General features: G+C 37.0%; 26 protein-coding genes. 14 read left to right on the top strand and 12 right to left on the bottom strand.

The window, feature by feature from the left end; translation table 11 throughout:
• Nucleotides 1–41 precede the first annotated feature (41 nt).
• The 4 genes from F952_RS10470 to F952_RS10455 all read left to right on the top strand — a co-directional run bounded on the left by F952_RS10470 (nucleotide 42) and on the right by F952_RS10455 (nucleotide 3910).
• On the top strand, nucleotides 42–1046 hold the full coding sequence (locus F952_RS10470) for an SDR family NAD(P)-dependent oxidoreductase (protein WP_004927074.1): 1005 nt from the start codon (nucleotides 42–44) through the stop codon (nucleotides 1044–1046).
• Between the two features lie 148 nt (nucleotides 1047–1194).
• Nucleotides 1195–2589 carry a class II fumarate hydratase gene (gene fumC, locus F952_RS10465; protein WP_004927071.1) on the top strand — a complete coding sequence of 465 codons (1395 nt, stop codon included), beginning with the start codon at nucleotides 1195–1197 and terminating at the stop codon, nucleotides 2587–2589.
• Nucleotides 2590–2684: 95 nt separating this feature from the next.
• Nucleotides 2685–3176, top strand: coding sequence for a hypothetical protein (locus tag F952_RS10460; protein WP_004927068.1), 492 nt, complete (start codon nucleotides 2685–2687; stop codon nucleotides 3174–3176).
• A gap of 131 nt (nucleotides 3177–3307) precedes the next feature.
• Nucleotides 3308–3910 (top strand): nitroreductase family protein, encoded by a 603-nt coding sequence (locus F952_RS10455; protein ID WP_004927065.1) that lies wholly within the window; start codon nucleotides 3308–3310, stop codon nucleotides 3908–3910.
• Nucleotides 3911–3968: 58 nt separating this feature from the next.
• Here the strand turns inward: F952_RS10455 and F952_RS10450 are convergent, their stop codons facing one another.
• The gene (locus F952_RS10450) at nucleotides 3969–4898 is read right to left on the bottom strand and encodes a LysR family transcriptional regulator (protein WP_004927063.1); all 930 of its coding nucleotides are present in this window, start codon (nucleotides 4896–4898) and stop codon (nucleotides 3969–3971) included.
• A gap of 91 nt (nucleotides 4899–4989) precedes the next feature.
• On the opposite strand from F952_RS10450, the gene F952_RS10445 reads away from it, so the two are divergent.
• Genes F952_RS10445 through F952_RS10425 form a run of 5 tightly spaced genes read left to right on the top strand, consistent with a single transcriptional unit; the run spans nucleotide 4990 to nucleotide 9419 of the window.
• Nucleotides 4990–6231, top strand: coding sequence for an acyl-CoA dehydrogenase family protein (locus F952_RS10445; RefSeq protein WP_004927061.1), 1242 nt, complete (start codon nucleotides 4990–4992; stop codon nucleotides 6229–6231).
• Between the two features lie 28 nt (nucleotides 6232–6259).
• Nucleotides 6260–7363, top strand: a complete 1104-nt coding sequence (locus F952_RS10440) for a phosphotransferase family protein (RefSeq protein WP_004927059.1) — start codon at nucleotides 6260–6262, stop codon at nucleotides 7361–7363.
• 14 nt (nucleotides 7364–7377) lie between these two features.
• Nucleotides 7378–8076 (top strand): histidine phosphatase family protein, encoded by a 699-nt coding sequence (locus F952_RS10435; RefSeq protein ID WP_004927057.1) that lies wholly within the window; start codon nucleotides 7378–7380, stop codon nucleotides 8074–8076.
• Nucleotides 8077–8089: 13 nt separating this feature from the next.
• Nucleotides 8090–8833, top strand: a complete 744-nt coding sequence (locus F952_RS10430) for an SDR family oxidoreductase (RefSeq protein WP_004927055.1) — start codon at nucleotides 8090–8092, stop codon at nucleotides 8831–8833.
• Nucleotide 8834: 1 nt separating this feature from the next.
• Nucleotides 8835–9419, top strand: a complete 585-nt coding sequence (locus F952_RS10425; RefSeq protein WP_004927054.1) for a uracil-DNA glycosylase family protein — start codon at nucleotides 8835–8837, stop codon at nucleotides 9417–9419.
• A 5-nt stretch (nucleotides 9420–9424) separates the two neighbouring features.
• Here F952_RS10425 and F952_RS10420 read toward each other — a convergent pair whose 3' ends face one another.
• Entirely contained in the window at nucleotides 9425–10987 is a 1563-nt protein-coding gene (locus F952_RS10420; RefSeq protein WP_004927052.1) for a phospholipase D family protein, read from the bottom strand.
• 244 nt (nucleotides 10988–11231) lie between these two features.
• Here F952_RS10420 and F952_RS10415 point away from each other — a divergent pair, with 244 nt between their 5' ends.
• The 3 genes from F952_RS10415 (at nucleotide 11232) to F952_RS10405 (ending at nucleotide 14240) form a co-directional block, all read left to right on the top strand.
• Nucleotides 11232–11507: a metal/formaldehyde-sensitive transcriptional repressor gene (locus tag F952_RS10415; RefSeq protein ID WP_004927050.1), complete on the top strand. Its 276-nt coding sequence runs from the start codon at nucleotides 11232–11234 to the stop codon at nucleotides 11505–11507.
• 21 nt (nucleotides 11508–11528) lie between these two features.
• Entirely contained in the window at nucleotides 11529–12638 is a 1110-nt protein-coding gene (locus F952_RS10410) for an S-(hydroxymethyl)glutathione dehydrogenase/class III alcohol dehydrogenase (RefSeq protein WP_004927048.1), read from the top strand.
• A 546-nt stretch (nucleotides 12639–13184) separates the two neighbouring features.
• Nucleotides 13185–14240 carry a 3-deoxy-7-phosphoheptulonate synthase gene (locus F952_RS10405; RefSeq protein ID WP_004927046.1) on the top strand — a complete coding sequence of 352 codons (1056 nt, stop codon included), beginning with the start codon at nucleotides 13185–13187 and terminating at the stop codon, nucleotides 14238–14240.
• A gap of 43 nt (nucleotides 14241–14283) precedes the next feature.
• Here F952_RS10405 and gcvH read toward each other — a convergent pair whose 3' ends face one another.
• The 4 genes from gcvH to F952_RS10385 form a co-directional block, all read right to left on the bottom strand.
• Nucleotides 14284–14658, bottom strand: a complete 375-nt coding sequence (gene gcvH / locus F952_RS10400; protein ID WP_004927044.1) for a glycine cleavage system protein GcvH — start codon at nucleotides 14656–14658, stop codon at nucleotides 14284–14286.
• Between the two features lie 70 nt (nucleotides 14659–14728).
• Nucleotides 14729–15754, bottom strand: a complete 1026-nt coding sequence (locus tag F952_RS10395) for an AraC family transcriptional regulator (RefSeq protein ID WP_004927042.1) — start codon at nucleotides 15752–15754, stop codon at nucleotides 14729–14731.
• Nucleotides 15755–15856: 102 nt separating this feature from the next.
• Nucleotides 15857–16303, bottom strand: a complete 447-nt coding sequence (locus F952_RS10390; protein WP_004927041.1) for a MaoC family dehydratase — start codon at nucleotides 16301–16303, stop codon at nucleotides 15857–15859.
• Nucleotides 16303–18150 (bottom strand): ABC transporter ATP-binding protein, encoded by a 1848-nt coding sequence (locus F952_RS10385; RefSeq protein WP_026056833.1) that lies wholly within the window; start codon nucleotides 18148–18150, stop codon nucleotides 16303–16305. The genes F952_RS10390 and F952_RS10385 overlap by 1 nt, the downstream gene beginning before the upstream one ends.
• Before the next feature lie 467 nt (nucleotides 18151–18617).
• Here F952_RS10385 and F952_RS10380 point away from each other — a divergent pair, with 467 nt between their 5' ends.
• Entirely contained in the window at nucleotides 18618–19781 is a 1164-nt protein-coding gene (locus F952_RS10380; RefSeq protein WP_004927037.1) for an MFS transporter, read from the top strand.
• A gap of 24 nt (nucleotides 19782–19805) precedes the next feature.
• Here the strand turns inward: F952_RS10380 and F952_RS10375 are convergent, their stop codons facing one another.
• The 6 genes from F952_RS10375 to F952_RS10350 form a co-directional block, all read right to left on the bottom strand.
• Complete coding sequence (locus F952_RS10375) at nucleotides 19806–21086, bottom strand: mechanosensitive ion channel family protein (RefSeq protein ID WP_004927035.1); 1281 nt, start codon at nucleotides 21084–21086, stop codon at nucleotides 19806–19808.
• 121 nt (nucleotides 21087–21207) lie between these two features.
• Entirely contained in the window at nucleotides 21208–21744 is a 537-nt protein-coding gene (locus F952_RS10370; protein ID WP_004927034.1) for a DUF2058 domain-containing protein, read from the bottom strand.
• Between the two features lie 15 nt (nucleotides 21745–21759).
• Nucleotides 21760–22434, bottom strand: coding sequence for a YoaK family protein (locus tag F952_RS10365; protein WP_004927030.1), 675 nt, complete (start codon nucleotides 22432–22434; stop codon nucleotides 21760–21762).
• Nucleotides 22435–22472: 38 nt separating this feature from the next.
• Nucleotides 22473–23672 (bottom strand): serine/threonine transporter SstT, encoded by a 1200-nt coding sequence (sstT, locus tag F952_RS10360; RefSeq protein ID WP_004927028.1) that lies wholly within the window; start codon nucleotides 23670–23672, stop codon nucleotides 22473–22475.
• 198 nt (nucleotides 23673–23870) lie between these two features.
• Nucleotides 23871–24179 (bottom strand): ArsR/SmtB family transcription factor, encoded by a 309-nt coding sequence (locus F952_RS10355; protein WP_004927027.1) that lies wholly within the window; start codon nucleotides 24177–24179, stop codon nucleotides 23871–23873.
• Nucleotides 24180–24502: 323 nt separating this feature from the next.
• On the bottom strand, nucleotides 24503–25069 hold the full coding sequence (locus F952_RS10350) for a TetR/AcrR family transcriptional regulator (RefSeq protein ID WP_004927025.1): 567 nt from the start codon (nucleotides 25067–25069) through the stop codon (nucleotides 24503–24505).
• Nucleotides 25070–25415: 346 nt separating this feature from the next.
• On the opposite strand from F952_RS10350, the gene F952_RS10345 reads away from it, so the two are divergent.
• Entirely contained in the window at nucleotides 25416–26258 is an 843-nt protein-coding gene (locus F952_RS10345; protein WP_011182364.1) for a hypothetical protein, read from the top strand.
• Nucleotides 26259–26309: the final 51 nt, after the last annotated feature.

The following is a 26309-nucleotide window of genomic DNA, read 5'->3' as shown; positions in this document are numbered from 1 at the left end:
ACAGATGGGTCATTTACACATTATAAAAAGGTAAGTATACAATGATTTTAGTGACAGGTGGTTTAGGCTTTCTTGGGTCACATATTGCTTTGAGCTTACTTGCTCAAGGTCAAGAAGTTATTTTGGTTGATAATTTAGCAAATGCTTCACTACAGACACTGGAACGGCTTGAATACATATCTGGAATGTACATTCCCTTTGTGAAAGTAGATGTACGAAACACGCCCGCCTTAAACAAGGTATTCGAGCAATATTCTATCGATGCTGTGATTCACACTGCCAGCTTTAAAGCACTTGAAGAATCAAAACTAAAACCACTTGAATATTACAATGATAATGTCAGTTGTATTATGAGCTTGCTACGTTCAATGCAACGAACTGGTGTACGTAAACTTGTTCATTTATCAAGTTTAATGGTGTATGGAAAATCGAGTTCAAAACTTACCGAAGATGAGCCATTTGATACAGTTTATCCAAATCCCTATATCAAGTCTCAGCAAATGATCGAAGAAATTATCAGAGATACTTTTAAGACAGATCATGAATGGAAAATTGCCATTCTAAGACTCTCTAACATTGCGGGTGCATTTGAGCATGGTGTTTTAGGAGAAATGATCACGCAGTTACCTAAAAATATTATTCCGCTTGCAATGCAGGTTGCAGCAATGCAACGAGATTATCTTGAATTACAGCGTCAAGCTGACACAACAGATCAAACCGTTGAACGTAGTTTTTTGCATGTGTTGGATGTATGTGAGGCGGTGTTTGCAAGTTTGTATTGGTTAAATCAACAAGATCATTGTTGTGAATCATTTAATATTGCACACAATGAGGTAACCTCTATACAACAGCTATTGGAAGTCATCAGTCAGGTGACGCAAACTCAGATTAATACTCATGATGCGATGTATCCAACCGAAGAGCTGGCTCAGGTTGGTGCAAATATCGATAAGGCGAAACAAGTACTTAACTGGCAGCCAAAACGTACATTACAACAAATGATCGAACATCAATGGCAATTTTATCAAAATACCTTAAAAGGATAATAGGAATATTAAAAGGATAATAGGAATATTAAAATGATTCTTATTTACAAAATTGTTGTGCTTGATTAGTATCATCTCACTAGCCAAGTAATGATTACAATTGCTCAGCCCGTAATGTCTTAAATTATGATGAATATTAGAGGTTTATATGCAAACTCGAATTGAACACGACACCATGGGTGAGGTTGAGGTCCCAAACGATGCACTTTGGGGAGCTCAGACGCAACGCAGTTTGCAAAATTTTAAGATCGGTCAGGAAAGACTCCCACGAGCGATGATTCGTGCAATGGGACTTGTCAAGAAGGCAGCAGCGATTACCAATGCAGAACTCGGGCAGTTGCCAGAGGATCTGAGCCAATATATCGTTGGTGCGGCAGAAGAAGTAATTGCAGGTGACTGGGACTCGCAATTTCCTTTGGTGGTCTGGCAAACGGGTTCAGGCACACAAAGTAATATGAATTGTAATGAAGTGATTGCCAATATTGCGAACCAAAAATTAGGAAATGCTTTAGGTTCTCAATCACCTGTGCATCCGAACGATCATGTCAATCGTGCTCAGTCGACAAACGATTCTTTCCCAACTGCCATACATGTTGCTGCATCATTACAAATCAACGAATTGCTTATTCCCGCTGTAAAAAGCCTAAAAGAGACCTTGAAGAAAAAATCAGATGAATTTTCTGATATTGTCAAAATTGGTCGCACGCATTTACAGGATGCAACACCGTTAACATTAGGGCAAGAGTTTAGTGGGTATGTATCGCAGCTCGATCATGGGTTAAAGCGATTACAGCAAGCGCTTGAGGGTTTATACGAGCTTCCGTTAGGTGGAACGGCTGTGGGTACAGGTTTAAATGCACATCCTGATTATGCAGTGAATGCAGCTCAACAACTTGCTAAACTGACAAGTCTGCCATTCGTTACGGCACCTAATAAATTTGAAGCTTTAGCTGGACGTGATGCTGCGGTATTTGCATCTGGTGCACTGAAAACTCTCGCTGTAAGCTTAAACAAAATTGCAAATGATATTCGTTGGCTGGCAAGTGGTCCGCGTTGCGGATTTGGTGAAATTCGTATTCCAGAAAACGAACCAGGCTCAAGCATTATGCCAGGCAAAGTAAATCCAACGCAAAGTGAAGCTATGACGATGGTGGTTGCGCAGGTGTTAGGCAATGATACAACGATCAATGTTGCAGGTGCTTCTGGTAACTTTGAACTGAATGTCTTCATGCCTGTAATCGCATTTAATCTTCTTCAGTCAATTCAGCTTCTAGGTGATGCTTGTAATAGTTTTAACGAACATTGTGCAGTAGGTATCGAGCCAAATAGAGAAAAGATTGATTATTTTCTGCATAATTCATTAATGTTGGTGACGGCATTGAATCCTGTTATTGGTTATGAAAACGCTGCAAAAGTAGCAAAAACGGCTTACAAAGAAAATAAAACGTTAAAACAGGTTGCTGTAGAACTAAATTTAGTCACAGAACAGCAGTTTGATGAAATCGTTCGTCCTGAAAAGATGGTATCTCCAAATACCAAGTAATCATGATTTGAACTGAATTCTGCTATCAGCAGTTTTTATCTGGATGAGTTATGCGTACAATAGCCAATCCAGATTAAGACTGCTGATGAAAACCTATGCTTGATGTTTTTTTGACAGATATTCAAAAACAAGTTCAATTCCGTGATTATCCTAGTGATCAGCCTGTTAAATTTTTAATTAATCTAAAAAAAATCTTTCCAAGCACTGCTGATTTATTGTTACCTGTATTACCTGAAGATAATAATCTTGAAAATGTAACATGGGAATCGACATCTAAAGATTTTGAAACATTTAAGAAGCTCATCGAAGCGTGGGGAATTATTGAACTACGTTTAAATGCACTAACCACTTATAAAGATAAAGAATTTACAAATCAGGTGCTGAAACTAGCACAAGCGAAGCGTAAGCACATTGCGACAAACCAAAAACAATTATCGTTAGTTGATCTGGATTATGTATTCATTCATGAAGTTCATACATTGATTGATGCCGAGCTTTCTGAAATTGGCGAAAAATTTTATTTACCAACATTACGAGAAATCTGGAAAGATGAGGTCAAACAGGAAGTGCTTGTTGTAAAATTCTAGTTTTGAACAAATAGTCAATAATATATCTTATAAATTCAAATACCTTATACGACTGGCTGGCATAAAATGTGCTATAAAATTGAAAGGATTTTTCCAATTTTAGTCGTCTAGTCGTATACAGGAATTTTGTTATGTCCAATCAATTTCTTCCTTTTTTGCAAAATCGTCGTACCATTTATGCCATTGGTAAAAATCTATCCCAGACACCAGAACAATTGACAAAAGTTATTCAAGAAGCGATTCGCCAAAGTCCTTCGTCTTTTAATTCACAATCTTCACGTGCAGTTATACTGTTTAATGCCGAACACGAGAAATTTTGGGGCTTTGTAAAAGATAAATTACGTGAATATGCAACGGATGACGCTGCTGCAGTCAAGACCAGTGCAAAAATGGATAGCTTTGCTGCTGGGGTAGGGACTATATTATTTTTTGAAGATCAGGATGTGATTAATGAACTTCAGGAAAAATTTGCGCTTTATGCAGAGAACTTCCCAATTTGGTCAGAACATTCAACTGCTATGGCTCAACTTGCTGTATGGACAGCATTAGCAGCAGAGAATGTAGGTGCATCTTTACAGCATTACAATCCAGTTGTAGATGACAAAGTACATGCAGAATGGGAGATTCCTTCGAGTTGGAAGTTACGCGCTCAACTTGTATTTGGTTCTATTGAGGCGCCTGCAAGTGAAAAATCATATATTGATGACTCATCAAGATTCAAAGTATTTAAATAATTTCTGAAACATGAACAACCGAGCATAATCTGATCGATCGTTCGGTTGTTCAAATAGCCTAAGCAAATAAAGCAATAATTTCTTTTTTCAAAAAATCATATCTTAAATTTCTGGATAAATGAGCAAAAGAAAAGATACCAATATTAATTTCCGGGAAATCAAACGGCAGTTGATATACATTTAAGGCATTCGAATAAGATAAATGTGACAAGATACTGTTTGGTATAGTTAGCATTGCTGTAGGATTTTGTTCAAGTATTTGCAATGCGGTCGAATAATTTTGACATCTTAAAAAAACGTGCCTGGATATATTATTTTTATTTAAATATATGTCTTCAAAAAGCACTCCTGCACGGCGTGATGACACGCCAATATGAGAAGCCGCAAGATACGATTCTTGTGAAAGATCAGTTTGTTGTGTACAAACAACATAATGATCACAAACCAGAAAATCAAAGCCAATCGCTTTATTTAAATCATGCTTAATATCAATAACAAAATCCAATTGTTGAGTAGCAAGATCATGCTCAATTTTTTTTCGATCTAGTTTAATACTCGCAAACTGAATATCTGGCGCTATTTCCTGAAAATGACGAATAATTTTAGGAAAAATGATGGGTTCAATTTCATCATGAATTGCGATTTTCAAGCTTTGAATCAGGCTTGGATCAAACGTATATTTCTGTAAATTAATATTTTGAATAGACAACAATGCACTTTTAATAGCTGGATAAATTCTTTGTGCAAAGGGTGTGGGTAACATCTTATTGCCATGTCGTACAAATATTTCATCGTCCAATTGTAGCCTGAGCCGTTGCAAAGCATGGCTTGCAGCTGACTGGCTAATCGAAAGGCTTATAGCTGTTTTTGAAATACTTTTTTGTTCAAAAATTGCAACAAACAGTGGATATAAATTGATATCAATGCGATGAAATAAGCCAAGGTCAAGATGATTGTCTTGGTTGTTTGAATTATGAATATTATTCATAGTGATGTATTGGATAAAATCATTTCATGCATAATAAATTTGAGCGTATGTTCAAGTAAAGCAAAATGATAAACGAATTAAAGGAATCATCATGTTTGAACTTTCTGAGCGCGCGCAAGGCTTTATTTCAAAAACAAAAGCATTTATAGAAAACGAAATTGAGCCAATTGAAGCTGATTTTTGGCATGAGGTTCATACGCTCAACCCTGATAGTCATTGGAAGAGCTGGACTTGGCCATCACAACTTGAAATATTAAAAAATAAGGCAAAGCAAGCTGGTCTTTGGAATATGTTTTTGCCAGATCCCACATTGGGTGCGGGTTTATCTGTGCAGGAATATGCGCATATTGCTGAACTTTCTGGAAAAAGTTTGATCGCACCAATGGTATTTAATTGTAACGCGCCAGACAGTGGCAATATGGAAGTTCTCTGGCGTTATGGTTCTGAGCAACAAAAGCAGCAATGGCTAAAACCTTTATTAGATGGAAAAATCCGTTCAGTTTTCTGTATGACAGAACCTGATGTTGCATCCAGTGACGCAACCAATATGCAAGCAACAGCAATTATTGAAAATGACCAAATTGTACTCAATGGACGTAAATGGTGGTCATCTGGGCTTGGAGATCCAAATGCCAAAATCATTATTTTTATGGCACACACTCCAGATGCAACTAAAGATCGCCATCATCAACATTCAATGGTACTCATTCCTATTGATACAAAAGGCGTAACGATTGAACGTATGTTACCCGTATTTGGGGATTACGATGCACCTCATGGTCACGGCGAAATTAGTTTTGATCATGTTCGTGTTCCTGTCGAAAATTTCATTGGTGGGGCGGGACAAGGCTTTGAAATTGCACAAGGACGTTTAGGGCCTGGGCGTATTCATCATTGTATGCGTTGTATCGGTGCAGCCGAAAAAGCACTCGAATTAATGATTAATCGTGGCATGTCTCGTAAAGCTTTTGGAAAGGAAATACTTCAACTGGGTGGAAATTTGGAACGTGTTGCGGAAGCTCGTGTCGCGATTGATCAGGCTAGACTCTTAACCTTATATGCAGCTTATAAAATGGATACGCTTGGCAATATGGCAGCATTAACTGAAATTTCTGCCATTAAAGTTGTAGCACCTCGTGTTTTGGAACAAGTGGTCGATATGGCGATACAAATACACGGCGGTGCTGGTGTATCGCAAGATACGCCATTGACCGCATTTTTTGCTCAAGCTCGTAGTTTACGTTTGGCAGATGGCCCAGATGAAGTACATAAAGGCATGATTGCAAAAATTGAACTGGCCAAACATGGCTATAGTACAAGAAGACAAGCATAAACAATTCAATATATTATCAGGAAAACATATGTCGATGATTGATACAGGTGGCCAAGTTAGAAAAGGTGAGGAACTGAATGTTTTAGCAGTAGAAAACTGGTTAAAACAGCAAGGGATTGATTTAGAAGGTTCAGCCCAAGTCACGCAATACACAGGTGGAGCATCGAATTGGACTTATCGTTTACAATACCACAATGTCGACCTGATTTTACGTCGTCCACCAACGGGTACAAAAGCAAAATCTGCACATGATATGGCCAGAGAATATCTGGTGCAGAAGAATTTACTCGCTTATTATCCCGTCGTTCCAGAAATGATTGCATTGTGTCAGGATCAATCCGTGATTGGTTGTGACTTTTACGTAATGAAACGCATTGAAGGAATTATTCCTCGTGCAAAACTTCCTATTGAACTTAACCTCACCGAGCACGATATACACCTACTGTGTATCAATGTAATCAATAAACTCATTGAATTACACCAAGTTCCTTATCGTGATACAGCTCTAGCGGCAATTGGAAAGGGAGAAGGTTATTGTCGTCGTCAGGTAGAAGGATGGAATCAACGCTACATCAAAGCAAAAACCATAAATGTGCCATCTTTTCGATATATCAGAAAGTGGTTACTTGAAAATATTCCAGAAGATTCTACAACCTGTATTATTCATAATGACTGGCGTTTTGATAATGTGATTTTAGATCCCAAAGACCCCACACAGGTCATTGGTGTGCTCGATTGGGAGATGGCCACACTAGGAGATCCGTTGATGGATTTGGGAAGTGCTTTGGCTTATTGGGTTGAAGATACCGACAATATGATTTTTAAATCAACGCGTCGTCAACCTACCAATCTAAAAGGCATGTTTACCCGTCAGCAGGTGGTGGATTATTATTTAGCAAAAACAGGGCTAACAACAAATAACTGGACGTTTTATGAAGTGTTTGGAGTATTTCGTTTAGCTGTAATTGCCCAACAAATTTATTATCGTTATTTCCATAAACAAACAACAAATCCAGCTTTTAAAGATTTCTGGATTGTCATTCATGCCTTGCATATAAGTGCATTAAAGCGAATTGCTCAGAAAAAATTACACGAATCAAAAATTGCGCGAAAGTACATCAATAAAACTTAGGAGTTAATCAAAAAATGACCACGATTTATCTGGTTCGGCATGGTCAGGCTTCGTTCGGTAAAGCCAATTATGATGAACTCTCTGAAAATGGCCAAGCTCAGGCAACCATATTAGGTCAATATTTAAAAGAAATTTTAAAGGAACAACCTTATGTAATCGCTGGAACCATGAAACGCCATCTACAAACTGCTCAAGGTGCTTTGAAAGAATGTTTTCCTGATACACATATTTATACACATGCTGGGTGGAATGAGTTTAATCATCAACAAGTGTTTGCAAATTATGAGCCACGCTTTAAACAGCCTGAATTACTTAAACAAGATGTCGCTAAAGAACAAAATCCACGGGCATACCTTGCCAAAATCTTTGAAAGTGCAATTTCACGTTGGACTGATGGCGAATTTCATCACGAATATGAAGAATCTTGGCCTAAGTTTAAACAACGTGTAGAAATAGCTTTAAAGATGTTATGTGATGAACTGGCACAAACTAAACCACGTTATGCCGTGGTATTTACATCTGGCGGTGTGATTTCAGTGATTGCTGGAAAAATACTTGAGCTGAATCCTAATCGAACCTTTGCTTTGAATTGGGCCATTACCAATACCAGTCTGACGACTTTAAGACTGGTAGGGAATGAGCCACAACTTTTAAGCTTGAATGAACATCATTTTATAAAAGTAGTAAATCCAGCATTACTGACATGGATATAAAGGAACAATGACCATGACGAAAACAATTTTAATTACTGGGGCAAGCTCAGGCCTAGGCGCAGGTATGGCAAAAGAATTTGCCAAGAAAGGCTATAATTTAGCAATTTGTGCGAGGCGATTAGAACGCTTAGAGACATTAAAAACCGAATTAGAACGTCACTACGATGTTAAAATTATCGCTAAATCACTGGATGTCACAAATTACGACCAAGTCTTTGAGGTTTTTAACGCATTTGAACAAGAGTTTGGGCAATTAGATCGTATCATTGTCAATGCTGGTATTGGTGAAGGTAGACGAGTCGGTAAAGGGCATTTTGATATAAATCGTAAAACGGCCGAAACCAATTTTATTTCTGCTTTAGCACAGTGTGAAGCAGCTGTTGAAATATTCCGTAAACAAAATTCGGGACATTTAGTAGTAATCTCGTCCATGAGTGCGATGCGTGGTTTACCTAAACATTTATCCACTTATGCTGCGAGCAAGGCAGGTGTAGCACATCTGGCTGAGAGAATTCGTGCCGAACTGATTGACACGCCCATCAAGGTTTCTACAATTTTTCCAGGCTATATTCGTACCGAGCTGAACCAAGGTGCCAAGCAGCTTCCTTTTGAAATCGATGAACAGACAGGGGCACGGTTACTGGTTAAAGCAATTGAAAAGGAACCTGTAAAAGCTTATGTACCACAATGGCCATGGTTACCGATTGGAATTGCCATGAAAGTCTTACCTTTAAAATTAGTCAATAAATTGAGTTAAAATGATTGACATAGAATCTCATCCTTTAGAACCGTTTTTACCATCAAATGCGCGTTTGCTCATGCTAGGGAGTTTTCCACCGCCTAAAGAGCGTTGGAAAATGCAATTTTATTATCCAAATTACCAAAATGATATGTGGCGGATTTTTGGTTATCTGTTCTTTGATGATAAGAATTATTTTCTGGATTTATCAAATAAAAATTTTAATGAAGCTCTCATTCATGAGTTTTTACTGGAAAAAGGCATTGCCATTTTTGATACTGCTGTCCAAGTCAAACGGTTGAAAGGAAATGCCTCGGATAAGTTTCTAGAAATTGTGACCGCTACCGATTTAAAACAACTGCTGTGTAAGATCCCCCAGTGTCATACCATCATGACAACTGGAGATAAAGCTACAGATACATTGATGCTTTCATTCTCACCAGAAACACAAAAACCGCAAATTGGACAGATTGCACATACCAATTTTGCAGGAAGAGCATTGGATTTGTACCGTATGCCATCTTCTTCACGAGCGTATCCACTTGCACTTGAGAAAAAAGCCGAAGCTTATGCAGTGTTATTTAAAAATCTGGGATTTTTATGAGTTCACTACATCATCCATTCAATGGGTAAATATGACACAGCTTTCATCATAAAACGCTGAAATCTGGTGGTTTCTGGATCATGATGATATTCGATGGTTTGGCCATCTGCATTGTGATCTAACCATACGAGATTGCCATTTTTGTCGAGTTTTAATTGGTATGCAATCGTAGGCAAGTATTCATCAAGAACTTTGGTAATTTCGTTTTGAAGATCTTCAGATTCAACCACCAATCCCACTTCGGTATTCAGATATGCAGAACGTGGATCGAAATTAAAAGAACCAATAAAGACTTTTCCATCTACATCAAAAAACTTTGCATGCAGGCTCGAGCTTTTCTTACCTTTGGCAGGAATCACACGACCTGTCATTTTTTCATACCAAGTAGGTTCTTTTCGATCAATGATAGGTTTGAATTCGTAGAGTTGAATGCCGTTCTTGATAAGCTCTTTTCGATATTGACTATAAAAGGCATGCACAATAGCGACATCATTTGCAGCAAAAGAATTGGTTAAAACCCTTATCTTAACGTCTTGTTGGCTTAAATTGCTTAAGTATTGTGTACCAGCCTGAGTGGGAACAAAGTAAGCTGATACAAGTTCCAGATGTTTTTGGGGATGTCCCATAATACTAAACATCTGATTATAGATAAGTTCATTGCCTATAGCATGCCCGTGTATTTTTTTAGGAGAATCTGCCACAAAATGCGCCTTAGCCCATTTTACCGAATAACGTTGTTTTAAAGCTTCATTCAGTTCAATTTGAGCTTCATTGATTTTATCTTCCGTAGGCGTATCAACACGTTCGATTTCCTTATATTTAGATCGCAATTGAAGTAGATCATTTGGCTGACCTTTCGTGATGAGTTTTTGTGTAGTGACACTGAGTGGACTATCCCAGAAAGTTTGAAAGACTTTCTCTGCCTGAGATGCGGCTGTACCATAAAACAAAATATCGAGATCTGTAAACTGGAATTGATAGCTGGCATCAAAGTATTCACTGCTGATATTGCGTCCTCCAGTCACCGCAATTGTGTTGTCCGCAATAATCAATTTGTTATGCATGCGGTGATTGATTTGATTGGGACGAAATAAAAAATCTACAAATCTAAGCTTACGAAATTTATAAGGGTTAAATACCTTAATTTCAAAAAGAGGATGTTGTAACAGTGCTTGGAAGGTAGAATCGAGTCGCGTTCCGTTCTGATCGTCAATTAATAGGCGAATTTTGACGCCACGATCAGCTGCTTTCAATAATTCGTTTAATATTAACTGACCAACGAAATCGTTATGCCAAATATAGTATTGTAAATCAATTTGATGTTTTGCATGCCTAATCAGATAAATACGAGAAGCAATACTAATAAATGCATCATCAAGAGGAATGTAGGCAGTCAAACCCTTTTGAAGATTTTCGTCAGTGTGTGGATCATTTAACCATTGGCTATTTATCAAAATTTTCTCACCCTGAGATGCAAAAGTTTTTAAAGGTGTCCAACATATGAGACAAAAGACGATAAAGCTAAAATATATTTTTAATGTATGAGATAAATTATTTTTTAAGTTCATCTGATGTTCGGGAATCCTTTCATTCTTTTTAATCACTATAAGACATAATCTATTCCTGTGCCAAATTTGAAACAATTTTAACAGTCAAATATTTAACTATGATGAGAAAAGTTGAGTATTTGGGATGAGAATCGTCTTAATCAGATTATTCCAATCATTTAAATATCATACAAATTTAATTCCGTTCACTTTATTAATTTACTATACTGGGGTATAGTATAAAAATCTCAAAAAAGATATAGATATGCCAAAGCAAATTGAAGACAAGAAAAAGATCACGCTTCGAGTAAAAAAAATTCAAGGGCAGGTTCAGGCAATTGAACGTGCGCTTAATGATGACACTTCATGTGCTGCAATTCTTCAACAGATTTGTGCAGTGCGTGGCGCGATCAATGGTCTGATGAATCAGGTATTAGAGGTTCATTTAAAGGACACATTGGTCGATGGAGATTCAACAGAGCTTCAGCGCAGTGAAGAACTGATTGAAATTAGTAAAATTCTGAAATCCTATCTCAAGTAAACCTTACAAGGAGAAACATCCATGAAATCACGTGCAGCAGTTGCATTTGGCCCAGGTCAACCTTTACAGATTGTTGAAGTGGATGTCGAACCACCTAAAGCTGGTGAAGTTCTGATTAAAGTCACCCATTCAGGTGTATGCCATACAGATGCTTTTACCTTATCTGGTGATGATCCTGAAGGTGTTTTTCCCGCAATTTTAGGACATGAAGGCGCTGGTATTGTTATTGAAGTCGGTGAAGGTGTCACCAGTGTACAACCTGGCGATCATGTCATTCCGCTTTATACTGCCGAATGTGGTGAATGTTTATTCTGTAAGTCGAATAAAACCAACTTGTGTGTTTCCGTTCGAGCGACACAGGGGAAAGGTGTGATGCCAGATGGAACGACTCGTTTTTCTTATAACGGCGAACCTATTTATCACTATATGGGATGTTCAACTTTTAGCGAATATACCGTTGTGGCAGAAGTATCACTTGCCAAGATTAATCCTGAAGCAAATCACGAACAGGTTTGCTTACTTGGCTGTGGTGTAACCACAGGAATTGGTGCTGTGCATAACACTGCTAAAGTTCAGGAAGGTGATAGTGTTGCCGTCTTTGGTTTAGGTGGTATTGGTTTAGCCGTGGTACAAGGCGCGCGTCAAGCAAAAGCAGGACGCATCATTGTTGTAGACATGAACCCAGAAAAATTCGAACTCGCAAAAGAATTTGGTGCGACAGATTTTCTTAATCCAAAAGATTATGACAAGCCGATTCAGCAAGTCATTGTTGAAATGACAGGCTGGGGAGTCGATCATTCATTTGAATGTATTGGTAATGTGAATGTTATGCGTTCGGCATTAGAGTGTGCACATCGTGGTTGGGGTCAATCAGTCATCATTGGGGTTGCTGGTGCGGGACAGGAAATTTCAACTCGACCTTTTCAGCTCGTTACAGGACGTAAATGGTTGGGGACTGCTTTTGGTGGTGTCAAAGGGCGTAGTCAGCTTCCGAAAATGGTTGAAGATGCAATGAAAGGCGACATCCAGCTTGAGCCATTTGTTACGCATACCATGCCGCTGGATGAAATTAACCATGCATTTGATTTAATGCATGAAGGTAAGTCTATTCGTAGCGTAATTCATTTTTAGAATGGATATATATTCATCCTGATTTTTATTTATGAACATCTCAGGGACGAGTGGTCACTGAGATGTTCAATCTTATGAAAGAGCATCATTAGATGAAGTCTTCAGCAAGATGACTGCTTATGATGCTGGTTAAAGTATTAATCAGTTCAATAAAAACGCTAAAAATCGTCGATAAACGCTTGTCAAATACTCAAACAACGCGTATGTTAGTTAACAAGATACGTTTTATCTGATTGAAACAGACATGTTAAAACAACCAATGATCAACAACGCTTACTTTTATTTTTGGCAATTTAGTTAGTTGCCTGACTGCATTCGGGCAACAAAAAGGTTGCCCATCAAGTTAATACCTGATCGGCAACCCCGATCAGGTTTTTTTATGTCTGTTTATTATTACTTTAATTGGAGAATGACCATGTTTAACCTAGCAACTTCATATTTTAGCAACGTGGATTACTTTTACTTTAATCAACATCTTCAACTGAATAGATCCTCATTGCTCAAATAAATGATCGGGCTGATTGAGACAGCCCAAAGGAATATGAAATGAACGCGCTTAATACATTGATCCAGAAAAATACGACAAAAGAAATTACACTTAGCTTGCCACAGCAATTAAAAGCAAAATATTCGCTTGCTCCCATTTTTTTAGAGCAGATCGCAGAGCATCGTCAAACCATTCAAAATATCCTTGCTGGCAAAGATTCACGGCTTTTGGTCGTAACTGGTCCATGTTCGATTCATGATCCTGTTTCTGCGCTGCAATACGCACAAAGGCTTGTCAAATTACAAGATCAAGTTAAAGATCAGATTTTTTTAGTGATGCGTGCTTATCTCGAAAAACCACGTACAACAATTGGCTGGAAGGGTTTTTTATACGATCCAAATCTTGATGGTTCATCAGATTTACAGCTGGGTTTAGAAAAATCTCGCGCATTATATTTGCAAATTATTGAAATGGGGCTTCCAATTGCCAGTGAAATTTTAAGCCCAATGGCGACTGGCTATTTTGATGATTTACTGGCTTGGGGAGCTATTGGGGCACGTACCAGTGAATCTCAGATTCATCGTGAAATTTCAAGTCATATGCCGTTTCCAATTGGTTTTAAAAATGGTACTGATGGTTCGATTCAGATCGCATTGGATGCCATTCAATCTGCACAAAATGAACATCAGTTTTTAGGGATGAGTCAGCTTGGCCAGCCTGCAATTTTACAAAGTTCTGGGAATCCACTGCCGCATTTGATCTTGCGTGGAGCAAATGATGGACCAAATTATGATATTCAGTCCATTTCGAATATTAGAGCAAAACATAAGGGCGAATTACCTGCGCTTGTAATTGACTGTAGTCATGGCAATAGTTCAAAAGATCCGATGAAACAACCGCAAGTACTTCGACAAATCATTGCAGAAAGAATTGAAAGTGATGTTCGAGGTGTGATGTTGGAAAGCCATTTGGTCGATGGAAATCAGAAGATTTCATGCGACATAACCTATGGCCAATCTGTGACTGATGGTTGCCTTGGGTGGGAGAAGACAGAGAATTTACTTTTAGAAATGGCTGATCAACTCGCACAATGTCCTTTACGCCAATCAGCTTAAAGCGCTAAAACTCTCCCTCAAATCATAAGGGAGAGTACATCTTTTATAAACCAGCTTCGTAATCGGTATTGGAGAGAAGTTGATCTACGTCTGCGATGTTGTCTGGTTTCATTTTATAAATCCAGCCTTTGCCATAAGGTTCGTCATTGATAAAGTCTGGATCATCTTCCAGTGCAGTATTGACTTCAACCACTGTACCCGATACTGGTGCATGAATGTCTGAAGCTGTTTTTACAGACTCAACCACGCCAGCTTGTGTGCCAGCAGTCATATGGCTCCCTACTTCAGGAACTTCTACATAGACAAGATCGCCTAAGGCATCTTGTGCATGATCACTAATTCCAGTGACGATAAGATCACCTTCAATTCGTACCCATTCATGGGTAGTTGCATACTTCAATTCTGAAGGATGATTCATGGCAGCTCCTCAACATTCAATTTTATTGATTTTGATAGGTTTATACAGGTTTTTGATTCAAAATAAAAGTTTATAGGTAAGGGTCTTTACGCCAATTACTTGGACTTCGACCACTCCAGCGTTTAAAGGCACGACTAAAGTTGGCTACATCAGAATAACCTAATTCATCTGCGATCTGTTCCAGACTATAATCTGTCCGGGACAATAACGATGTAGCATGTCGATAACGAACTTCATCAACCAATGTCGAAAATGATGTACCTTCAGCCGCAAGCTGGCGTTTTAGGGTACGATCAGACATATGCAGCAAATCTGCTACATTTTCGATACTTAGATAGTGCTGTTCAGAATGAGTTAAGATATCACGCACCCGCATAGCCAAACGACGGCGTTCACCCAAAGCAGAAAGTTCTGTTTCGCATTGATTGATTGCAATCTGACTGGCAATTGGGTCAGCATTCACCATTTTTAACCCTAAATAATGCTTATCAAAACTTGAAATGAGATGGGGTTGATCAAAACGCATATTTAGATTCATTTTCTCTAAATACTTGTTAAAACCTTCTGGTTTTTCAAAATCAAGATCAACTTCACCTGTTAATTCATCACAACCCGTTAATGCTTTTGCCATGCTCATAATGCCAATAGTAAGACTTAAAATAATTTCGGTGCGTAAAGGTTCAAGATCGAAGTCGCACTGTAGCTGCAAAGTTGCTTTAGGGCCAAAGGTTGAAAAATAAAGCTGTAAAAAGGGCATACGCAACTGTATAAAACGAGTCGCTAAGGCCAATGCATCGGTAATATCATGAGCAGTCATAATGGCGTACCCAATAAATCCATGAATGGAAATACGCATCTGATTGCCAAGGTGATAGCCAAGCGTACTTTCACCAGTCAGTTTTAAGGCATGTTTAACCAGTTCGTTAGCAATATGAATTGGAATACGATATTCGGGATCAGCCAATTGTTCGCTACTTAAATGGAAAGGCGCAAATAAAGTTTCATCGTTATAACCCCAGCGAGATACAACATCTAATAATAATAATCCATAAACACCTGGTATTCCTTGTTCTTGACGGGCTGAGTTTATTTTCATTCGCGATCCGTTGCTTTGACCAATATATTGCAGTTATCTATGAAATATCTTGGCATGAATTTGAATTAAAAAAAATAAAAATTGTTAGACAAAGCGATATCTCTACATTTCAGGATGTCTTTTAAATACAACAATCTTGGTTGTGGAGATCAATAAAACATCTCCATATTGGTTTAACGCTTGTGTGATATAGCTCACAATTCCACGATCAGGCTTGGTTTTTGATAAAGTAATGGATGCTATTTCTACTTCGACATGAATTTTATCGCCTGGTCGAGTCGGGCGTGGCCATCGTAAATTAGAGTCAGAGCCAATCAGCCCTCCAGCGACAGGAAAGCATTCTGTCCAAAGTCGCATGGTAACGGCTGAAGTATGCCAGCCACTTGCTGCGATACCTTTGAAAATAGGATGTTTACTGGCTTTTTCTTCATCTAGATGAAAAGGTTGTGGATCATACAGGCTGGCAAATTGCTTAATTTCTTCTAGGGTCATTTCATAATCACGACTTATAAAACGATCGCCAATTTTAAGATCTTCAAGATACAACATTATTGTTTTTCCTCAATTTCAAACTCATCGACTAAAAAGCCACCCGTCTGTCTTTTCCATAAATGAGCATACAAACCATCTTTTTCAATGAGTTCATCATGCGTACCTTGCTCGACAATATTTCCCTGATCGAGCACGATCAATCGATCCATCTGAGCAATAGTAGATAAACGATGTGCGATCGCAATAACTGTTTTTCCATCCATCAATGCATCTAGACTAGATTGAATTGCGGCTTCTACCTCTGAATCCAGAGCACTGGTTGCTTCATCCAATATCAGGATTGGTGCATCTTTTAAAAATACACGTGCGATTGCAATACGTTGACGCTGACCACCAGAGAGTTTTACACCACGCTCTCCTACATAGGCTTCATAACCCTTGCGCCCACGTAGGTCGCTCAGCTGTGGAATAAATTCGCTGGCCTGAGCTTTGTCTACAGCAATTCTCATTTCATCGTCTGTGGCATCTGGCTTACCATATTTGATATTTTCTGCAACTGTGCGATGCAATAAAGAAGTGTCTTGAGTTACCAGAGCAATATTAGCGCGTAAACTATCCTGAGTTACATCATTAATATTTTGTCCATCAATCAAAATCTTACCTTCATTTAAATCATAAAAGTGCAGTAGTAATTGAATCAGAGTAGATTTACCGGCACCTGAACGACCAACGACACCAATTTTTTCTCCTGGGCGAATGGTGAGATTGAAATGATTAATCACATTTTTTTCATTATAGGCAAAACTGACATTTTCAAAACGAATTTCACCAGATTGAACATTTAAAGGTTTCGCTTCGGGCTTATCCTGAATGGTGACTGGGCGACCAAGTGTGCGCATACCATCCTGAATGGTTCCGACATTTTCAAAAAGCATGGACATTTGCCACATCATGAATTCGGCCATGCTATTAAGTTTTAAAATCATGGCTGTTGTTGCTGCAATTACACCAAGTGCTGCTTGCCCGTTCATCCATAACCACACAGCCGTACCAATTACGCCAATAAATAAAACAGCGCTTAAAATTGTAGTACTAATTTCAAACAATGTTCCCAAACGCATTTGTCTGAATACAGTATCCATAAATTCAATCATAGATTGCTTGGCATATTTACTTTCACGACCCGCATGTGCAAATAGTTTGACTGTCTGGATATTGGTGTAGGCATCCGTTACACGACCTGTCATGATTGAACGTGCATCTGCCTGTTCTTGAGAAACTTTAGAAAGACGCGGAATAAAAAACCAGGCACTTAAGATAAATAAACTCAACCAGATGCCTAAAGGAATGAGTAGCAATGCGGAGATATTACCCAATACGACGCTAATCGTAATGAAATAGATGGTGACATAGACCAGCATGTCACCTAGAATCATCCAAAATTCTCGGATAGCAAGAGCAGTTTGCATGACTTTTGCAGAGAGTCGCCCTGCAAAATCATTATGAAAAAAATCGAGACTTTGTTGCAATAAGAGGTTATGAAACTGCCAACGCAATCTCATTGGGAAGCTACTATACAAAATCTGATGTTTAACGATGGATTGAAGACAAACAAAGAAAATATTGGCAAATAGTACACTCGCCAAAAGAATAAGATTGTGTTTATGATGATCTAAAAATGTACTCGGCTGGCTTGTACTTAACCAGTCTACAAGATGTCCAATTTTTGAAAACAATAGTGCTTCAAAAGTTGCTGCACCCGCAGTACAGGCAATCAAAACCAACAGATATGGTCGAACGCCACGTGTTGAATTCCATATAAAAGAAAAAAAACTGGTTGGTAAAGGTTGTTTTAATCCATGATTTGGATAGGGATCGACTAATTTTTCAAACCAACGCAGCAGCATACTTTTTCCTAAATGACAAAATAAAATCTTTTTATATAATTGATTAAATTACAAAAATATAAGTCTAGAAATGAGTTGACCCTATACTCAGCATCAACCGAATATAGATATGGCCTATACCAAAGTGTACGCCAAAACGTATAAAAAAAGAATGTCATTCAGTTTGAACATCTGTAAATCAGACCTTACATCTTAGATTTTTTAAAATACATAAATAAGAATAATTAATTCATGCCTAAATTATTCTAATCTATTAAAGATGAGCTATCTGAAAAATTCGTATTGGATGTAGAGCTGATCTGGCATAATCCACGTGAGATTTTATAAACCAATTTTTGGGCATATATTCATCCAAAGTATTTGTGCTCAACGAAAAGTTTATAAAAGTATAGGTTGCACAATTCTAATGATCTATATGAATGACAATTCTTTAATTGCTGAAAATTAAGCAAGGACAAATGTAAGTGTTACAGCTTCCAATTACGACTAAACTTGGCGGATTTTACTTCTTTTACTATGCCATTGTCGGAACCTTCATGCCATATTGGAGCCTTTATTTAGAAAATCAGGGATTCAACTATAAAGAGATTGGTTTACTTTCTTCGATTGCCATCATTACACGATTTTTTGCGCCATTTATATGGGGCTGGGTGGCAGATAAGACTGGCAAAAGGATGCTGCTAGTGCGTATTGCGACATGGATGGAAGCGTGCATCTGGTTGGCAATTTTCGTAATTTCAAAGAGTTTACAATCGATTGCATTATTAATGCTGATTTTCAGTTTTTTTCAAAATGCCATTCTTGCCCAGTTTGAAGGTGTAACATTATTTTGGTTAGCAGATAAACGCAATGAATTATATGGAAAAGTTCGAAAATGGGGTTCTGTGGGTTTTATCACAAGTGTATTTGGTATTGGAGCTTTGTTAGAAATTATTCCCGTATCGATGCTGCCCATTCTACTACTATGTATTTCCTTTTTGGCCTTCATCTGGTCATTTCAAATTAAAGAACCACAACGTGCACCCGCAGCACAACGCGCTTTAGAACCATTATTACCTATTTTAAAACGACCCATTGTATTTGGCTTTTTTATTATTGAATTTATTTTGTTGTTTTCCCATGCGCCATTTTATAGTTTTTATAGTAATTTTCTAAAAGAATCAGGTTTTTCAACTATCCAAATTGGCGGTTTATGGGCGGTAGGTGTAATTGGCGAAATTATTATGTTCGCCTATGCACATATTTTGTTTAAGCGATATTCATTACGCACACTGGTAAGTATTTGTCTTGTTATAACCAGTCTGCGATGGTGGATTTCTGGCTATTTTGCGACTGATTTTTGGGGACAGTTTTCGGCACAAACCATGCATTCATTCAGTTTTGGTTTATTTCATTTGATTGCAATGCGAGTAATCTTTAAAAACTTTTCGGCACAGCAGCAAGGACGGGGGCAGGCGTTATATAGCACCATGTGGGGCTTAGGCGTAGCATCTGGGAGTATTCTGGCAGGGCAATTCTGGCAAATGTATACAGGCCCAGTTATTTTTATGATTGTTGCAGTTATTGTCTTAAGTGGTTTAATCTTTGTAAGATGGCTGCCAAATAACGATGTGCAGCCATCTTCCTAACGATTTACTGTAGCGGATTTTATCTTATAAATTTGTATTTTCTTCTGAGACAATCGAACTAGATAATAATTTAAAATCTGCCCCAGAGGGTGCTTGGTAAATTTTTAGTCCAAACTCTGGAATAATTGCCAATAAATGATCAAAAATATCAGATTGAATAGCCTCATAGGCGACCCATGCTGTGGTATTGGTAAATGCGTAGATTTCTAAGGGTAAACCTTCGCTTGTAGGCTGCAACTGACGAACCATAAGCGATTGATTTTGTGCAATTCCACTATGTTGTCTCAAATAAAACTCAATGTAAGCACGAAACGTTCCTAAATTAGTCAGACGGCGCTGATTGTATAAAGATTGATTACTTAATTGATGATTAAACGAGGTGATTTCTGATTTTTTAAGATCAAGATACTGATTCAAAAGAATGAAATTTTTCAACTTTTCCTGCTCAGTTTCAGACATAAAATGAACACTGCTTTGATCAATAAATAAAGAGCGTTTAATACGTCTGCAACCCGCTTGACTCATGCCACGCCAATTTTTAAAGGTATCGGTAATGAGCTTATTGGTTGGGATAGTGGTAAAAGTCTTATCGAAATTTTGTACAGTGACGGTATGTAATGACATATCAATGACATCGCCATCTGCATTCAGTGAAGGCATTTCAATCCAATCACCTATACGTACCATGTCATAGGATGAAATTTGTACGCTGGCCACCAACGATAATATGGTATTTTGAAACACCAACATTAGAACTGTGGCCATCGCACCAAAACCTGCCAGTAAGGTAAAGACATCCTTTTTCAGGAAAGTACCCAATACCATTAAAGCGCAGACAATAAAAATCATCAGCTTAACAAGCTGTAAATAGCCCTTAATCGGTTTGTTTTTAGAATTTGGATTTCGTTGGTAAACCAGATTAAAAATATTGAGAAATTCACTAATTGCTAGGGCAATGGTTAAGAAGATAAATGCCTGAGCACCCATTTGGGTAAAAATAATAAATTTTTCAGATAAATGTGGAACGGTAGTAATACCATTCATAATGACAATCGCAGGAACAATATTTGCGATTCGTTTGATGACACTATGTTGAGCAAAAATAGACTGGTTTAAGAACTTAATCTTACTAATTGCTTTTCGTATTCCCCGTACAACGATTTGCTTTGCTATGAAATTAGCTAAAATCGCCAATAAAATTAAAATAGATAGGGAAGTGAGCATCTCAAGCCATGGATATTGGTCAATCCATCTTTCCACATCATGAATGAATTTTAAAAAATCCAAAACCTCTACACCTTTCATATTTAAAATTGTGATAAGTGTAAAGGCTTAAGAATCAATATATTATTTTATAAAACCTTTTTTTACGTTTTGACAATAAAACTGTACAACATCCATTGTAAATTCATTGACAAAGTTAGACTTACCACATCAGATCATCTGGAATCACGTAATCTGCATACGGATCTTCCTCTTCGGTGGTTTCATTATTTTTTTCTGAGTTATTTACTAAAATAAAACCTTCCATTTTTTGATTGATTTTATCTGCAAGTGGTTTAGGTAAATACGCATAACTGTCCTGATCTTTTGCAATAACCAAAGAGCCAGAAACAAGCGCATTATAGACTTGTTGAGAAATATAGATCTTTTTGATCTTATTATTATCAATAAACTGATAAGCAATTTCGCCTTCAATTTCTTTAATTCTGTGTTGTTTAATCATTTGGATAATTGATGCAACTAAGGCTTTTTGCTCCAGAACTTTTTGCTTTTCCTGATTTAAATTCTGATCTTTTTGTAATTTATCTTGCTGAGCCTTCTCAATATTTGCTTTGAGTTCCGCTTCATTACTTTGTCCAGTACGATGCTCATGTTGGGCTTGCTTGGTGAGTTTCTTTGCCTTTTTATTGTCGACCAAACCTGCTTTTAATAGCTGAGCCTGAAGTGCATTTTTAACCATAATTTCAATCCAGATTTATTGATAACTTGAAGAATGACGAAAATAAATAATCCAATATGCAATACTCAGGATCAAACTAAGTAAGGTTGGAATCAGAAAAGCTTCTAAGTGTAGATGAGGATATATAACAGCAACAATTATTCCACCAAGAAAAAAACCGAGCAAAATCAAAACGTGTAAGGTAATACGACGTTTATCTAATGGTAAACCTCGTGCTTTGTACCCGAGTGATAAACCAATATCTGTGAGAACACCTGACAAATGTGTCGTACGAATAATAGTGCCTTTATAATGACTGACCATTGCATTTTGTATGCCCATTGCGACACATGCCCATAGTAAGCCATAACGAGGGAAATACGGCAAAAGCAACCACGATATAAAAATAAAAAGCGATACAAGACTAAGTGGGATGCCATAACGACGGCCTAGTTTAAACTGGCTATTGCCCAGAATAAAACCACTATAAAACGAACCGACCACAAAGCAAATAATGACCAATAATAAATAAAGAATATGATTGGGTTGCCACTTCGCCAGATCCATAGCGAGCATGCTTACATTTCCAGTCATATGGGATATTGACTGATGTAATACCGTAATTAATGCTAAAACATTAATCATGCCCGCGTTCATCGCAAGTAAAAATACAGCAAACTGAACCCAATTTGGTAAGCTTTGCAGTGGCATTTTAAAACCGTAGATTGAAAATAACTGAGCTAAATGTATTACGTCTTAGATGCCTGATCAACCGCAATCACAAATAATACATCTGTAGAAGAGTTAAGTGCTGTCTCAGTCGAATCCTGTAAAACACTAATGACCATCCCAATCGCCACCACCTGCATGGCAATATCAGAAGAAATTCCAAATAAGCTACATGCTACAGGCACTAAGAGTAATGATCCCCCAGCAACACCAGAAGCACCACATGCAGAAATACTTGCAACTACGCATAGAATCAACATAGTCCAGATATCAACTGAAATTCCTAAGGTATTGACTGTCGCCAATGTTAATACAGTGATTGTAATGGCTGCACCACACATATTAACGGTAGAACCTAACGGGATAATTACATTACTTGTAGATTCATCTACGCCACATCTGCGAGCTAAGTCCAGATTGACAGGTATATTGGCAGCAGAACTACGTGTAAAGAATGCAGTGATCCCACTTTCTCTTAAACATTTAAAGACCAGTGGATAAGGATTTTTCTTAATGACACACGCCACCATAATCGGATTGACTATAAGCGCCATAAAGAACATTGTACCTAACAAAACAAGTAACAAATGAGAATAACTTTTTAAAGTTTCGATCCCAGAATGAGCAAATGTTACGGCCACTAATCCAAAAATACCAATAGGGGCAAAACTGATCACCAAATGAATCACTTTTCCGATAGCATCAGCACAATCTTGTAATACAGTTTTTGTAGCCTGAGTGCTATGTCTAAAAGCTGTACCCAAAATGATTGCCCAAGCAAGAATACCAATAAAGTTAGCCTCACTAAGGGCAACAACAGGATTGGACACAAAGCTTAGTATCAGATTTTTAAGGACATCATTTAAACTACCAGGCGGTTGAAATGCCTGATCTGCAGATGAAGCAAGTACAAGTGTAGTGGGGAATAATAAATCTGCAATTACTGCACTAAATGCTGCAAAAAGCATACTGACAATATAAAGAAAAAGAATAGGCTTAAAATTCTTGGCACTTTGCTCAACATTAAAATTGGCAATCGATGAGATAACGAGTACAAATACCAAAATGGGGGCTACAGCCTTTAACGCTTTGATGAAAATTTCACCAAAAATACTAAAGTATGGCGTCATATTTGGAAAAAGAAAAGCTACAACAAAGCCCAAAATAATCGCAATAAAAATCTTGGTTACTAGGCTTAAGCGCAATAATATTGAAAACATAAAGTGTAGCCTACAAGCTTAATCGGCCAAAAGAAAATAAGGTCGCTATTTTATACATAACTTCAGAAAAGCATAATTTTTTTTTGCAAAGTTGCTTGTTTTTAGATCAATTTACACTGGTTTTAAGGCTAAGTATTTACTTTTCTCGGCTTAAGATGGCTATCTAGCGCAATATCCATACTTTAAAATAAGAAATATTTATTGAGGGCAATATAGTTCATATAAAGTTGATAGAACAATAATTAATTTTTCATCTTTAATTGAATAAAAAATTTGCTTGCCGTCACGGCGAGTATGAACCACGTCACTTTTTCTAAGCATCATTAATTGTTGTGATAGAGTAGGTTGAGTAATATTGGTCTTTTCCTCAATTTGAGAAACATTTAATTCTTGTTTTGCCAAATAACACAAAATAAGTAGCCGATCTGTATTAGCTAGAGATTTTAATATAGTAACCACTGCATCAGCAGATTGACGAATTAAATCTATTTCAAGCTCTTTACTCATTTACAGATCTCTAAACATTTGAAAGTCTGAATTATAAGTCTAAAACTTATGAGGAGTGTATATATTTTAAATATCTAAATAAGCTAAGCTGACATCAATTTTATATAGAGATGAATTCTATTCATGGTTAACACAAGTAAAATTCATCTTAAATATTTTAAAATAGGATATAATGCAACAGACAGGTCTGTATTAGATCTGATAATAAGTGTAAAGTTCATTTACATGTAATTACTGACCATCAAAAGTAATTTTAATGGTCAGTAAAGAGGACTTCAGACGCAAGCGTGAAGATAAAAATAATAGCAGTCACGCTTATTTTTTTAGTCTTTTGGTAGCTCAAATTTAATTAATCTTTCGACGCGTGACCAATATTCATTAATATTAACCGAGTGTTTGTCAATTTGGGCATGCATGGTCATACCATCTAAAATACTGACCAGCAATGTAGCAAGATGTTCAGGATTTTTAATTTTCATTTGATCAAGTAATTCAAGAATGCGTTCAGTTAGCCATTCTTTATACTCAATTGCAGGTTTGATAGTAGAAGGATAAATTTTAAAAATCTCTTCAACCGCTTTCTGAAACATACAGCCGTTAAAGTCATCCGTATGAAACCATGCCGAGTACCACATATAAATTGCTTTAATTCGATCTAATGGAGAATTTGGATCACACGCCTCTAGAGAAGCGGTCAAGGATTCTTGTAAATTCATATTACGTTGATTTAAGCATTCTTCAATCAATTTCGCTTTTGATGGAAAATATTTATAAAATGTCATCTTGGCAACACCTGATTCTAGGATGATCCGATCAATTCCAACAGAGTTGTAACTGTTAGAGTTGAAAAGACGCAAGGCGGTATTGATAATGTCATCTTTTTTCGACATGTTTAAAAGTTCCTGCCAAAGACATTTGTGTATACATGGTCATTTTAGTGAAAGATTTCATATGAGATGAAACTTGAGCAAATTCATTATAGCATTGAAGTTTATAGTTCAATGAAAAATAGGAAAAAAAATTAGATTTTAGTCTAGCAGAACAGAATAATCTTTTTAATTACAGTTTTGGTTGTACTTATATTAAAATTAATACTTTCAGATGAAGCAATTTAGTTGAAAATTTGATATAAGGTTTTGATAATTAAAATTTTATTAAATGTTATATTTTTGTGGATTAACCGTATATTATTCATTAATATACAAGCTATTCTGTATGCAAAATAGAAACCTGACGATGAATAATTTCTCATTTACTCAATCAGAGGACGCTCGTCATGAAGCGTTAAATTTCGTCAAAAATTCACTCGAGAAGGGCAGTTGGGAAAAAAATCAAGTATGTATACACAATATTAAGACACACATTGAAAACCATTCGTTATTTAAGCATCCTATTTTAGCCAAACTTAAGAATAAAGAGCTTAATCTTATTCAATTAAAAGAGATACATAGTCATTACTTCATTGCGATTGTAAAAATTTTTACAGATGCTCTTAGTATTCTGATTTATAACTGTCATGTTCTTGAAAGAAATAAGAATATTCAAGATGAAAAAAGAATATTGGCTAAAGTGCATGCTAGATATCTTTTATCTTTAAACCTGATCGATGAGTTGGGATTTAATACTCACAATTTGGCTTTAAGCTCACCAAACAAATCGCATTTGGCTTATTTTATAAATTTGCTAGAGCAACTAAGAATTGCTCCAATTGATGAAGAACAAGCAGATATTGAAGCAAAAAACATTCAAAATTTCATCAAGCATTATTTATTTGATTATCAAGAATTATTGCTGATTCTTGCAATTACAGAACAGCAAGTTATTGCTTATAGTGAGGCGCTTTCTGTAAATATAGCAAACTATGGTTCTGAGCTTACAGAAGGATATTATGCATGTCATGGTTTGGTGGGTAATGGAGAAAATTTAGCTAATGATGATAATCACCAGGATGATATATGGACTTTACTTACACAAGCTTTAGATGTTGAAAATTTTAATCATTTATATTTACTTGCTGAGGACTATGCAAATCATTGGTTAAGATTCTGGACAAAGATGTCTGAAAAGCTAGAGATTTAGATAATGTTGATTATTAAAATGATTAATAATCAATTTCTTGTGGCACATAAC

It is taken from the genome of Acinetobacter baylyi DSM 14961 = CIP 107474 (assembly GCF_000368685.1).
In the GTDB taxonomy this organism is placed as follows: Bacteria; Pseudomonadota; Gammaproteobacteria; order Pseudomonadales; family Moraxellaceae; genus Acinetobacter; species Acinetobacter baylyi.
This window is presented reverse-complemented; position numbering and strand designations above follow the sequence as displayed.